This window comes from Halomonas terrestris, from assembly GCF_049166755.1.
Lineage (GTDB): Bacteria > Pseudomonadota > Gammaproteobacteria > Pseudomonadales > Halomonadaceae > Halomonas.
The window spans coordinates 16,134-29,002 of sequence record NZ_JBMHFZ010000013.1 but is presented as its reverse complement, the minus strand read 5'-3'; the positions used below and the strand labels follow the sequence as shown (position 1 = coordinate 29,002).

The 12,869-nt window shown below is 67.7% G+C and carries 12 protein-coding genes; 9 read left to right on the top strand and 3 right to left on the bottom strand.

Annotated features, from left to right (window positions below; all coding sequences use genetic code 11):
- Positions 1-20 precede the first annotated feature (20 nt).
- Entirely contained in the window at positions 21-1,043 is a 1,023-nt protein-coding gene (gene cysP / locus ACOMD9_RS13145; RefSeq protein WP_421415601.1) for a thiosulfate ABC transporter substrate-binding protein CysP, read from the bottom strand.
- A 192-nt stretch (positions 1,044-1,235) separates the two neighbouring features.
- Here cysP and rpe point away from each other — a divergent pair, with 192 nt between their 5' ends.
- From rpe to trpC, 9 genes are all read left to right on the top strand, one after another.
- Positions 1,236-1,937 (top strand): ribulose-phosphate 3-epimerase, encoded by a 702-nt coding sequence (rpe, locus tag ACOMD9_RS13140; protein WP_421415598.1) that lies wholly within the window; start codon positions 1,236-1,238, stop codon positions 1,935-1,937.
- Positions 1,934-2,224 carry a GIY-YIG nuclease family protein gene (locus tag ACOMD9_RS13135; RefSeq protein WP_421415596.1) on the top strand — a complete coding sequence of 97 codons (291 nt, stop codon included), beginning with the start codon at positions 1,934-1,936 and terminating at the stop codon, positions 2,222-2,224. Before rpe ends, ACOMD9_RS13135 begins: the two co-directional genes overlap by 4 nt.
- A gap of 129 nt (positions 2,225-2,353) precedes the next feature.
- A complete protein-coding gene (locus tag ACOMD9_RS13130; protein WP_421415594.1) occupies positions 2,354-3,640 on the top strand; it encodes a PQQ-dependent sugar dehydrogenase in 1,287 nt (428 codons plus the stop codon).
- Positions 3,641-3,696: 56 nt separating this feature from the next.
- Complete coding sequence (locus ACOMD9_RS13125; RefSeq protein WP_421415592.1) at positions 3,697-4,023, top strand: c-type cytochrome; 327 nt, start codon at positions 3,697-3,699, stop codon at positions 4,021-4,023.
- Between the two features lie 157 nt (positions 4,024-4,180).
- Positions 4,181-4,873 carry a phosphoglycolate phosphatase gene (locus ACOMD9_RS13120; protein WP_421415590.1) on the top strand — a complete coding sequence of 231 codons (693 nt, stop codon included), beginning with the start codon at positions 4,181-4,183 and terminating at the stop codon, positions 4,871-4,873.
- A gap of 268 nt (positions 4,874-5,141) precedes the next feature.
- Complete coding sequence (trpE, locus tag ACOMD9_RS13115; protein ID WP_421415766.1) at positions 5,142-6,638, top strand: anthranilate synthase component I; 1,497 nt, start codon at positions 5,142-5,144, stop codon at positions 6,636-6,638.
- A gap of 52 nt (positions 6,639-6,690) precedes the next feature.
- A complete protein-coding gene (locus ACOMD9_RS13110; protein ID WP_421415589.1) occupies positions 6,691-7,275 on the top strand; it encodes an anthranilate synthase component II in 585 nt (194 codons plus the stop codon).
- Positions 7,276-7,304: 29 nt separating this feature from the next.
- The gene (trpD, locus tag ACOMD9_RS13105) at positions 7,305-8,324 is read left to right on the top strand and encodes an anthranilate phosphoribosyltransferase (protein ID WP_421415588.1); all 1,020 of its coding nucleotides are present in this window, start codon (positions 7,305-7,307) and stop codon (positions 8,322-8,324) included.
- A gap of 35 nt (positions 8,325-8,359) precedes the next feature.
- Positions 8,360-9,160, top strand: a complete 801-nt coding sequence (gene trpC / locus ACOMD9_RS13100; RefSeq protein WP_421415586.1) for an indole-3-glycerol phosphate synthase TrpC — start codon at positions 8,360-8,362, stop codon at positions 9,158-9,160.
- A gap of 116 nt (positions 9,161-9,276) precedes the next feature.
- Here the strand turns inward: trpC and ACOMD9_RS13095 are convergent, their stop codons facing one another.
- Positions 9,277-9,477 carry a DUF2905 domain-containing protein gene (locus ACOMD9_RS13095; RefSeq protein ID WP_421415585.1) on the bottom strand — a complete coding sequence of 67 codons (201 nt, stop codon included), beginning with the start codon at positions 9,475-9,477 and terminating at the stop codon, positions 9,277-9,279.
- A gap of 78 nt (positions 9,478-9,555) precedes the next feature.
- On the bottom strand, positions 9,556-12,714 hold the full coding sequence (gene ydiJ, locus ACOMD9_RS13090) for a D-2-hydroxyglutarate dehydrogenase YdiJ (protein ID WP_421415583.1): 3,159 nt from the start codon (positions 12,712-12,714) through the stop codon (positions 9,556-9,558).
- Positions 12,715-12,869: the final 155 nt, after the last annotated feature.

The following is a 12,869-nucleotide window of genomic DNA, read 5'->3' as shown; positions in this document are numbered from 1 at the left end:
CGTGGCTCGTCTCCGGTGGCTCAGCGCCGCTGCAGCTGGTCGAGCAGGGCGCCGCCGGCGAAGTGGGTCTCCATGGCCTGCTCCCAGCCGCCGAAGACCTCCTCGACGCGCAGCAGCTCGGTCTCGGGGAAGGCGTCGGCGAACTCCTCGACCACCGCCTCGTGATGCACGCGGTAGTTGAAGCCGGCGAGCTGGCGCTGGGCCTCTTCGGTGTAGAGGTAGTCCAGGTAGCCGCGGGCCAGGTCGAGGTTGCCGTTGCGCTCGGCGTTGGGCTCGACCACGGCGACCGGGAACTCGGCCAGGATGCTCACCGGCGGCACGATCACCTCGAAGTCATCCTCGCCGTACTCGCCGCGGATATTGTTGACCTCGGACTCGAAGCTGATCAGCACGTCGCCCAGGCCGCGTTCGATGAAGCTGGTGGTGGCGCCGCGACCGCCGGTGTCGAACACTGCCACGTTGCGCAGGAGGGTGCGCATGAAGTCGTGGACCTGCGCCTCGTCGCCGTCGAACTGCTGCTCGGCGAAGCCCCAGGCGGCCAGGTAGGTGTAGCGGCCGTTGCCGGAGGTCTTGGGGTTGGGAAAGACGATGCTCACGTCCTCGCGGGCCAGGTCGTCCCAGCTCTCGATGCCCTTGGGGTTGCCTTCACGCACCAGGAAGGCGGTGGTGGAGTAGTAGGGGGAGGCGTTGTTGTCGAACTGGGCCTGCCAGTCCTCGGCTACCAGGCCGGCCTCGGCCAGCACCTGGACGTCGCTGACCTGGTTGAAGGTCACCACGTCGGCGCGCAGGCCCTGCATGATGGCGCGGGCCTGGGCGGAGGAGCCGCCATGGGACTGGCTGACGGTCACCGCCTCGCCCTGTTCGGCCTGCCAGTGCGCGATGAACTCGGGGTTGACGGCGGAGAACAGTTCACGGGCGATGTCGTAGGAGGAGTTGAGCAGCTCGCGCTCGGCCGCCGCGGTGGGGCCGGCCAGGCCGGCGCCCAGGGCGATGGTCAGGGTGGCGCCCACGGCGCCGCGGTGGAACAGGGTGAGCAGGGGCATGCGGTTCACTCCGGGAACTCGGGATATGGTGAGCAGACTAATCCTGGCATTGTGGAATTACAATCGTGTTTTATATACGATTGTAGAATAAATGTGTGGCATCCCGCCCGGTCGCGGTATCCATGGCGCCTGCCGGCCCGTCGGGCCTCTGGTAGAATGCAGCCTTCCTGGAGCAACCGCCTGGACACTTCCATGACCGACGCGACCCGCGACTTCCTTATCGCCCCCTCGATCCTCTCCGCCGATTTCGCGCGCCTGGGCGAGGAGGTGGACAATGTGCTGGCTTCCGGCGCCGACATCGTCCACTTCGACGTGATGGACAACCATTACGTGCCCAACCTGACCATCGGGCCCATGGTCTGCGAGGCACTGAGGAAGCACGGCGTGACGGCGCCCATCGACGCGCACCTGATGGTCAAGCCCGTGGACCGCCTGATCGGGGACTTCATCGACGCCGGGGCCACCTATATCACCTTCCACCCGGAGGCCTCGGATCACATCGACCGCTCGCTGCAGCTGATCCGCGACGGCGGCTGCAAGGCGGGGCTGGTGTTCAACCCGGCCACGCCCCTGTCATTCCTCGACCATGTGATGGACAAGGTCGACATGATCCTGCTGATGAGCGTCAATCCCGGTTTCGGCGGCCAGTCGTTCCTGCCCGGCACCCTGGACAAGCTGTGCTCGGCTCGACACCGTATCGACGCCTCGGGGCTCGATATCCGCCTGGAGATCGACGGGGGCGTCAAGGTGGACAACGTCGCCGAGATCGCCCGGGCCGGGGCCGATACCTTCGTGGCCGGTTCGGCGGTGTTCAAGGCCGGCAATGCGTCCGACCCGCACCGCTACGACAGCGTGATCCGCGACTTCCGCGAGCAGCTGGCCCAGGTTCGGTGAACGATGCCGCGTCACCGCCGCTGTGGCATCTCTACCTGATCGAGACCGCCGGCGGTGCCCTCTATACCGGCATCACCACCGACGTGGCCCGGCGCCTGGCGCAGCATCGCGACGGGCGTGGGGCCAAGGCGTTGCGCGGCAAGGGGCCGCTGGTGCTGGTCTACCACGAGGCGGTGGGCAGCCGGGGCGAGGCGCTGCGGCTGGAGGCCGAGATCAAGCGACTGTCGGCGGCGGACAAGCGCCGTTGGCTGGCACGGCGACGGGGCGGCGGCACGCTCGGGCGCTGAGGGCGCGATCCTGGCTTGCCACGCTGTGAATCTGCATCGGGCCTGTTTGAACAACTTGACGGCTGTCAAGGGGGTGACTTAACTCAGTTCTTGCCGGTCACTGAGTCATCGGCATAACAGGAGATTATAATGTATAATAAACTTCTTGTCGCCGGCCTGGCCTCCGGCACCCTCATGTTCACTCACGCCCACGCCCAGCAGGCCGATACCGGTGAAGCCGATGTCCTGGAAAAGCTCGGCAGCTTCCAGAGCACCGGGACCACCGAGTTCACGGTCATCGACCAGAACACCTCCAGCGCCGATGCGATCCGTCGGACGCTGGAGCGCATCACCCTGCCGGAGGGGTTCAGCATCGACCTCTATGCCCTGGTGCCGGATGCACGGCACATGGCCGTCGGCAGCCAGGGAGTCGCCGTCTTCGTCGGCACCCGCAAGACCGAGGTCTGGGTGGTCACCGATCGCGACAAGGATCGCGTGGCCGACGAGGTGAAGAACTTCGCCCCCTCCCTGGTCAAGGCGATCCCCAACGGCCCCTGCTTCTCGCCGGACGGCGTGCTCTACATCGCCGAGCAGAACCGCGTGCTCGCCTATCCTGCCGCCGAATTCTTCTACGAGAGTCCGGACGTGGTGGCGGTACCGGTCATTGCCGGAGGGGAGCTCATCCCGGAGGAGCACGTCAGCTACAACCATACCGCCCGCGTCTGCGACGTGGGGCCCGACGGCAAGCTGTACATCTCTCTGGGCCAGCCCTATAACGTTCCGCCCAAGGAACTCCGGGAAGTGTTCGACGAGCACGGGATCGGGGGCATCATTCGTGTCGATCCGGACGGCAACAATCGCGAGGTGTACACACGCGGCATCCGCAACTCCGTGGGACACGACTTCCACCCGGCAACCGGGGAACTGTGGTTCACCGACAATCAGGTGGACGGCATGGGCGATGATATTCCCCCCGGGGAGATCAACCGTCAGACGGAAATGGGACAGAACTTCGGCTTTCCCTGGTATGGCGGGGGAGATGTGCGTACCAACGAGTACATGGACGAGGAAGTGCCCGAGGATGTCCTCTTCCCAGTGGTCGAAACGGTTGCTCACGCGGCCGACCTCGGGATGATGTTCTATACCGGCAACATGTTCCCCGCGGCCTATCGGGGTGGCATCTTCTCGGCCCAGCACGGCTCCTGGAACCGTACCGAGCCGATCGGCGCGCGGGTGATGTTCACCCCCGTCGATGCCGAGGGCAATGTGACCGGTGATACCGTGCCCTTCGCCGAGGGCTGGCTCGACGAGAACGGCGAGTACCTCGGCCGCCCCGTCGATGTCGCCCAGCTGCGGGATGGTTCCCTGCTGGTTTCCGACGACCTGGCCGGTGCCATCTATCGCATCTCCTACCGCGAACCTGCCGCCAACGAGTGAGCGCCCCCGGCGCCGGCGGGTCTCGACTCGCCGGCGCCTCCCCTGGAGGAGCTGTCATGAACTACCTGCGCAAGGCGCTGCCGGTGGTGGCGTGTCTGGCCGTGTGGGCGGGTGCCCAGGCGGCCGACCCCGCCAAGGGACGCGAGCTGGCCAGCCAGTGCCGGACCTGCCACGGCCTGGACGGTATCGCCAGGATTCCCATCGCGCCGCACCTGGCCGGCGAGAGCCGAATCTATCTCGAGACCCAGCTCAAGGCATTCCGCAGTGGCAAGCGCGAGCACGAGATGATGTCGGTGATTGCCCGGGACCTCAGCGACGAGGAGATTTCCCACCTCGCCGCCTGGTACGAATCGATCGAGATCGTTGCGACCCTGCCCGACTGAATCGTCACGCCTCGGTGACCTCGTCGTCATGGCGCCTGGCGGATCCGGGCCGGACTGGCAGGGGGCTCCTCGCCCCGGTGCATCTCGTTCAGCCGTTCGGCATTTCCTGGCCATGGACAATCCGGCACAATGAGGCCTCACTGCAGTGGAGGGTCTCATGCACCCACTCCTCGACGACATCGAGCTGGTCGCCTTTGACCTGGACGGTACCCTGGTCGACTCGGTGCCCGATCTGGCCCGGGCCGTGGACGCCGTCCTGGCCGATCTGGCGCTACCCGCGGCCGGTACGGCCAAGGTGCGCGACTGGGTGGGCAATGGCTCGCTCAAGCTGATGGAGCGCGCCCTGCGGTTTGCTACCCACGCCGACGCGGCCTCGCCGGGAGCTGGCAGTGAAGTCGACGAGGCGTTGCTGGAGCGTGCCCACCGGGGCTTTCTCGAGCACTACGGCCGCGACCCCGGCGCCCACACACGGCTCTATCCCGGTGTGCGCGAGTGCCTCGATGCCCTGCGCGAGCGTGGCCTTCGCCTGGCCCTGGTGACCAACAAGCCCGTTGCCTTCATCGCACCGATCCTCGAGGGCTTCGGTCTGGAGAGGCATTTCGACCTCTGTCTCGGTGGTGACAGCCTGCCCGAGAAGAAGCCCGACCCGGCGCCGCTGCTGCATGTGGCGGCCCATTTCGGCGTGGCCGCGGAAGCCTGCCTGATGGTGGGGGATTCGCGCCACGACATCGCCGCGGGCCGGTCTGCGGGCTTTCGTACCCTGGCGGTGCCCTACGGCTACAATCATGGTGAACCGGTGCGCGACAGCGGTCCCGATGGCGTGGTTGAATCGCTGGCGGAACTCGTTTAGGGTAACTTTGGCTGTCGCTATGAGCGCTGGCTTGTCAATATGTTTTCGCTATCATACTTCCCCTGAGGGAAATGCTTCGATGGACGGCCGCATGACGCTGGATGACCTTTCCTACCGTGGCGGTGACCCCCTGGCGGTCATTGCCCTCCCGGCAGCGCCGCTCGCCGTGCCCGGCGGCTGGCGATGGTGACGCACCCTTGCTAGGGCGGGCTTTCGCTCGTCTTCGCCACCACCATCGCCAACCCCCATCATCGAGGATCCGGGCATGATGACCCCCGAACGTTTCCATGAGCTGGCCGACGCCGGCTACAACCGTATTCCGGTCACCCGCGAGGTGCTGGCCGATCTCGACACGCCCCTGTCCACCTACCTGAAGCTCGCCGACGAGCCCTGGACCTTCCTGCTGGAGTCCGTTCAGGGTGGCGAGAAGTGGGGCCGCTACTCGATCATCGGGTTGCCTTGCCGAGAGCGGATCGAGGTGCGCGGGTTCACCGTCAGCCATGTCATCGACGGCGAGCGCCAGGGGGCTACCGAGGTAGAGGACCCCCTGGCCTGGATCGAGCAGTTCCAGTCGCGCTTCAGGGTGCCTCGGCTCGACGATCAGCCGCGTTTCGACGGTGGCCTGGTGGGCTACTTCGGCTACGACACCATCCGCTACATCGAACCGCGGCTGCGCGGCCCCCATGTCGAGGCCAAGCCCGACCCCATCGGCGTGCCGGACATCCTGCTGATGGTCTGCAACGACCTGGTGGTGTTCGACAACCTCTCCGGTCGACTGACCCTCTGGACCCACGTCGACCCCGCCGACCCCGATGCCTACGAGCGCGGCCGCGCGCACCTCGAGCGGCTCGAGGTGCGGCTGCGCAGTGCCACCCTCAACACCATCAGCCCCGGCACCGGCGGGGCGGCAGTGGAGGAGGGGCATTTCACCTCGGGCTTCACCGAGGCGGGCTTCAAGGCCGCGGTGGAAAAGATCAAGGAGTACGTGCTGGCCGGTGATGTCATGCAGTGCGTGCCGTCGCAGCGCATGTCGATTCCCTACCGGGCCTCGCCCCTGGATCTCTACCGGGCCCTGCGGAGTCTCAATCCCTCGCCCTACATGTTCTTTCTCAACCTCGACGACCACCATGTGGTCGGTTCCTCGCCGGAGATCCTCACGCGCCTCGAGGACGGCGAGGTCACCGTTCGGCCCATCGCCGGCACTCGGGTGCGGGGCAGGACGGAGGAGGAGGACCGGGCGCTGGAGGCCGACCTGCTGGCCGATCCCAAGGAAGTTGCCGAGCACCTGATGCTGATCGACCTGGGGCGCAATGACGTGGGGCGCATCAGCGAGACCGGATCGGTGAAGGTCACCGACCAGATGGTGGTGGAGCGCTACTCCCATGTCATGCACATCGTCTCCAACGTCACCGGGCGGCTGAAGCCGGGACTGTCGGCCATGGACGTGCTGCGCGCCACCTTCCCGGCGGGGACCCTCTCCGGGGCACCCAAGATCCGCGCCATGGAGATCATCGACGAGCTGGAGCCGGTCAAGCGCGGCGTCTACTCCGGCGCCGTGGGCTATCTCTCCTGGCACGGCAACATGGATACCGCCATCGCCATCCGCACCGCGGTGATCAAGGATGGCGAACTGCACGTCCAGGCCGGTGCCGGGGTCGTGGCCGACTCGGTACCCGACCTGGAGTGGCAGGAGACCCTCAACAAGGGCCGTGCCCTGTTCCGCGCCGTGGCCATGGCCGAGCGTGGCCTCGACAACCTCGAGTGACCCCCTGATTTCCATCACCCGGGATTGCCGGGTGAGCGCCGGAGAGCGATCCATGTCCGTGCTGATGATCGACAATTACGACAGTTTCACCTTCAATGTGGTGCAGTACCTCGGCGAGCTGGGGGCCGAGGTGGTCACCTATCGCAACGACGCGATCACCCTCGAGGAGATCGAGGCGCTGGCGCCGAGCCACCTGGTGATCTCGCCGGGCCCCTGCACCCCGAACGAGGCCGGTATCTCCATGGCGGCGATCCGCCACTTCGCCGGCAAGCTGCCGATCCTGGGCATCTGCCTCGGCCACCAGGCGATCGGCCAGGTCTACGGGGGGCGGGTGGTGCGCGCCCCCCAGGTGATGCATGGCAAGACCTCGAGGATTCGCCACCATGGCGCCGGGGTGTTCGAGGGGCTGGCGGATCCGCTGGAGGTGACCCGCTACCACTCCCTGGTGGTCGAGCGCGAGAGCCTGCCGGAATGCCTCGAGGTGACGGCCTGGACCGACGACGACGATATCACCCCGGGGTTGATCATGGGGCTGCGTCACCGCGAGCTCGACGTCGAGGGGGTGCAGTTCCACCCGGAGTCGATCCTTACCCGCCAGGGGCACGAGCTGCTGGCCAACTTCCTGAAACGCCGCTGAGCCGCGCCAGGCGAGAGGAGAATCTTCCCATGCAGATGCGAGATGCCATCGCCGCGGTGATGCGCCGCGAGAACCTGAGCTTCGATGCCACCCATGCCGTGATGCAGTTGATCATGACGGGCGAGGCCACCGACGCTCAGATCGCCGCCTTCCTGATGGGCATGGCGATGAAGGGAGAGAGTGTCGAGGAGATCAGCGCCGCCGCCCAGGTGATGCGCGAGCTGATGAAGCCGGTCAGGGTCGTCGCCGAGAACGTGGTCGACATCGTCGGCACCGGTGGCGATGGGGCCAACCTGTTCAACGTCTCCACCGCCTCGAGCTTCGTGGCGGCTGCGGCCGGGGCCCACGTGGCCAAGCACGGCAACCGCAGCGTCTCCTCGTCGTCCGGCAGTGCCGACCTGTTCGATGTGGCCGGCATCCACCTGGACCTGGATCCCGAGCAGGTGGCGCGCTGTATCGAGCAGGTGGGGGTCGGCTTCATGTTCGCTCCCAACCATCACCCGGCAATGCGCTTCGCCATCGGTCCGCGCCGCGAGATGGGGGTGCGGACCCTGTTCAACATCCTCGGGCCATTGACCAACCCCGCGGGGGCACCCAACCAGGTGCTCGGCGTCTATGCCCCCGAGCTGGTGCCGCTGATGGCCGAGGTGCTGCAGACCCTGGGCAGCCGCCACGTCATGGTGGTGCACGCCGAGGACGGCCTGGACGAGATCTCGCTGGCGGCACCGACCCGGGTGGCCGAGCTCAGGGCCGGCGAGATCCTCGAGTACACCATTGCCCCGGAAGACGTGGGCATCGAGCGTCAGGAGCTCGCCCCACTCAAGGTGGTCAGCGCCGAGGACAGCCTGCGCCTGGTGCGCGAGGCCCTGGTGGGTGAGGGAGCGGCGGCGGATATCGTCGCGCTCAACGCCGGGGCGGCACTCTACTGTGCCGACATCGCCGACAGCTTCAAGGAGGGGGTGGCCATGGCGCAGGACGCCCAGGCCTCGAAGCTGCCGCTGGAGAAGATGAAGGAACTCGCCGACTTCACCCGCGTGCTCACGCCCTGAGCCCGCACGTCGTTACTGTCAACCAGGACATCCACATGAGCCCCGATACCCCCACCATTCTCACCCGCATCCTGGCTCGCAAGGACGAGGAGGTCGCCGAGCGTCGTCGCGCGGTGCCCGAACGGGAACTGCTGGCACTCGCCGCGGAGCAGAGCGCTCCACGGGGCTTCAACGCGGCGCTCGCGCGGAGCATCGCCGAGGGGGATTCGGCGGTGATCGCCGAGATCAAGAAGGCCTCGCCCTCCAGGGGCGTGATCCGCGAGGACTTCCGCCCGGCCGATATCGCCGCCAGCTATGCGGCCGGGGGCGCCACCTGCCTCTCGGTGCTCACCGATGCCGACTTCTTCCAGGGACACGAGGACTTCCTGATCGAGGCCCGCGAGGCCTGTGACCTGCCGGTGATCCGCAAGGACTTCATCACCCATGGCTATCAGGTCAGCGAGGCACGGGCCATCGGCGCCGACTGCATCCTGCTGATCGTCGCGGCTCTCGATGACGAGCGCATGGCGGATCTCCATCGTCAGGCCGTGGAGCTGGGCATGGATGTGCTGGTCGAGGTGCATGATGCCCTGGAGCTCGAGCGGGCGCTGAAGCTCGACCTCGCCCTGGTGGGCATCAACAATCGCGACCTGCATACCTTCGACACCCGGCTGGAGACCACCCTCGAACTGCTGCCGCGGATTCCGGCCGGCGTCACCGTGGTCACCGAGTCCGGCATCCATACCCGCAGCGACGTGCTGCGCATGCGCGAGCACGACGTCAACGCCTTCCTGGTGGGCGAGGCCTTCATGCGCGAGGCCGACCCCGGCGAGGCGCTCAGGCGGCTGTTCTTCTAGCAGGTCGTGGATGCCCACGATCGCACGCGATGCCGGCGGGCAGCCCAGGGGCTTCCCGTCGGCGCTTCCTGACGCTTGGGGGGCGGCGGGATCCAGGCTCGGCAGGCTTCCTGCGGCTAGCGATTGAACAGCCACAGCAGCGCCGAGAGGATCACGCTCACCAAAATCATGGTGGTAATCGGGAAGTAGAACGAGAAGTTCTCGCGGCGGATGACGATATCGCCGGGCAGGTGGCCGAGGGGCAGCTTGGCGAGCCAGGGCCAGAGCAGGCCGATGGCGACGACGATCAGGCCGATCAGGATCAGGGTGCGGTTCATGGGATGGGTCGCCTCCCTAAGTCTGAGAGAAGACAGCGCCCACCGGTCATTGGCCGGTGGGCGCTGTGCGTTGATGGCTCAGCCGGCGCGCCGCAGCACTTCGAGCAGCCCCTGCAGCGGGTGGGGCAGCGCGGTGTCGGAGAGGCGCTTGGCCTGGCTGCGGCAGGAGTAGCCGGTGGCGAGCAGGCGGCCGGCGTTGGCCTCATTCTCCACCACCGGCTGCCACGACTGGGCGTAGATGGTCTGGGAGGTCTCGCGGTTTCTGGCCTCGTGGCCGTAGGTGCCGGACATGCCGCAGCAGCCGGTGGCCACCAGCTCGAGCTCCAGGCCGAAGGCGGCGAACACCTGCTGCCAGGCGCCGGGCGAGCCGGGGGCGGTGGTCTTCTCGGTGCAGTGGGCGAGCAGCTTGAAGCCGGGGTCGTCGAGTGTCAGGCCGTTCGGCGCGAGCTGGCGGGCCAGGGTGGGTGACCGGGTGATCAGCCATTCCTGCAGCATCAGCACCTCGGGCACGGCGTCGGCGCCCAGGGCGTGCACGTACTCCTGGCGGTAGGTCAGCGTCATCGCCGGGTCGATGCCCACCAGCGGCACGCCGAACTCGGCCAGGGTGCGCAGGCGCGCGGCCTGCTTCTCGGCGGTGCGTTCGAAGGCGCCGAGAAAGCCCTGGACGTTGAGCGGCTTGCCGTTGGGCGAAAAGGGGGCGACGAACACCCGCACGTCGAGGCGCGCGAGCAACTCGACGATGTCCATCACCAGCTTGGCCTCGTAGAAGCTGGTGAAGGCGTCCTGGACGATCACCACGCTCCTGGCTTTCTGCGCCTCGGTGAGCAGGCCGAGCGCGGTGGGCGTGGCCTCGGCCACCCCCCAGGCGGCGAGCTGCTTTTTGAGACTGGCGCGCGAGAGCGGCGGCGTGTCGACCAGGCCCAGCGGCCCGGCCAGCAGGCGCTCGACCAGGCGGTTGCCCAGCGCGGCGTTGTAGAGCGGCGCGATGCGGGAAAGCGTGGGCATCAGGAACTCCAGGCCGCCGACCAGGTAGTCGCGCAGCGGGCGCAGGTAGCGGCCGTGGTAGACCTCGAGGAAGCGCGCCCGCGAGTCGGGCACGTTGACCTTGACCGGGCACTGGCCGGCGCACGACTTGCAGGCGAGACACCCCGCCATGGCCTCGTAGACCTCGTGGGAGAAGTCCGCCTCGCCGCGCCGCCGGGCCAGGCTGTTCTTGAGCCGCAGCGGGAAGTCCTTGACGAAGCCCCAGGCGCCCTCGGCCTTCTTCTTGCGCGACTCCTCGACCAGGTCGATGCCGGCCACCTCCTGCTGGCGCAGCCACTCGCGGATCAGGCTGGCGCGCCCCTTGGGCGAGTGGATGCGCTCGCGGGTGGCCTTCCATGAGGGGCACATGGCGTCGTTGGGGTCGTAGTTGTAGCAGGCGCCGTTGCCGTTGCAGTAGACGGTGGCGGCGTGCGCCTGCCACACCCGCTCGTCGATGGTGCGGTCGAGCTGGCCGCGGGTGGGCACGCCATCGATGGTCAGCAGGCCCGGGTCGACCAGGTTGACCGTTTCCTCCTGGGCGGCGCTGCCCACTGGCAGCGGCGTCGCGATCTTGCCCGGGTTGAGCTGGTTGTGGGGGTCGAAGGCGGCCTTGACCCGCTGCAGGCTGGGGTAGAGCGCGCCGAAGAACTTGGGCGCGTACTCGGAGCGCACGCCCTTGCCGTGCTCGCCCCACAGCAGGCCGTGGTACTTGTGGGTCAGCTCGGCGACCTCGTCGGAGACCTCGCGGATCAGCCGTTCCTGGGCCGGGTCCTTCATGTCGATGGCCGGGCGCACGTGCAGCACCCCGGCGTCGACGTGGCCGAACATGCCGTAGGCGAGCCCCCGGGCGTCGAGCGCGGCGCGGAACTCGCCGATGAAGTCCGCCAGGTGCTCCGGCGGTACGGCGGTGTCCTCGACGAAGGGGATGGGGCGCTTCTCGCCCTGGACGTTGCCGAGCAGGCCCACCGCGCGCTTGCGCATGGCGTAGACCTTCTGGATCTGCGGCCGCCCCTCCGCCAGGGTGTAGCCGAGGCGCGGCACGCTCTCGTCCTCCTCCAGGTGGCGGCAGAAGGCGGCGACCCGCTCGGCCAGGCGCTCGGGGTCGTCGTCGTTGAACTCGATCAGGTTGATGCCGCGCACCGGCGTCTCGCCGCCTGCCGGAAAGAACTCGGCGACGCTGTCCCAGACGAAGTCCTCCATGGCCAGCATCAGCACGGTGTCGTCCACCGTCTCGATGGAGGTGGGCTTGGCCGAAAGCGCCTGCGGCTGATCTGGTGAAGCGCCCATGAGGGCCTTGGCGTCGCGCAGGGCGTCCATGAAGCCGGCGTAGCGCACGTTGACCAGGGTCGAGTGCCTGGGGATCGGCAGCACGTTGAGCACCGCCTCGTTGAGCAGGCCCAGCGATCCCTCGGCGCCGCACAGCAGGCTGTTGAGGTTCAGCCGGCCTTCGTCGTCGCGCAGGTGCGCCAGGTCGTAGCCGGTCAGGCAGCGGTTGAGCGGCGGGAAGGTGGACGCGATCCGCTCGCGCTGGGTGTCGATGATCTCCCGGGCGGTGCGGTAGGCGCGGCCGGTGACATCGTCGCGTTCACAGAGCCGCTCGAGCTCGGTATCCGCCACGGGGCGGCTGATCAGTCGCTCGCCGCCGAGCAGCACGCTGTCGAGCTCGAGCACGTGATCGCGGGTCTTGCCGTACTCGCAGCTGCCCTGGCCGCTGGCGTCGGTGGAGATCATGCCACCGATGGTGGCGCGGTTGGAGGTGGAGAGGTCGGGGGCGAAGAAGAGCCCATGGGGCTTCAAGGCGGCGTTGAGCTGGTCCTTGACCACCCCGGCCTGAACGCGCACGCGGCGGTTCTCGACGTCGATGTCGAGGATCGCGTTCATGTGCTTGGAGACGTCCACCACCAGGCCGTCGGTGAGCGACTGGCCGTTGGTGCCGGTGCCGCCGCCGCGCGGGGCGAGCACCACCTGGCGGTGCTCCACCTGGCCGGCGAGGTGGGCGATGCGCGCCAGATCGTCGGCGTGTTTGGGGTAGAGCACCGCCTGGGGCAGGCGCTGGTAGATGGAGTTGTCGGTGGCGAGCACCGTGCGGTTGGCGTAGTCGGGGGCGATCTCGCCCGCGAAGCCGGCGTCCTTGAGCGCCTCGAGGAAGCGCAGGTAGGGGGCGGCGAGGCGTGTCGCCGGATGGGAACTAGCCGTGTCCAGTCTTGCGATCATGGTATGGGTATCAGTCGTGTCGGCGCCGCCGGGGGGCGGGCGCGGCGAAGGAATGGCACTACTTTACCGCGAGAGGGCGGTGCCGCGCATCCTGCGGTCGGTGGCGCGTGGCGCAGTGAGGGCCTTTTGCTTACAATGGGCGGCCTTGATTCAGG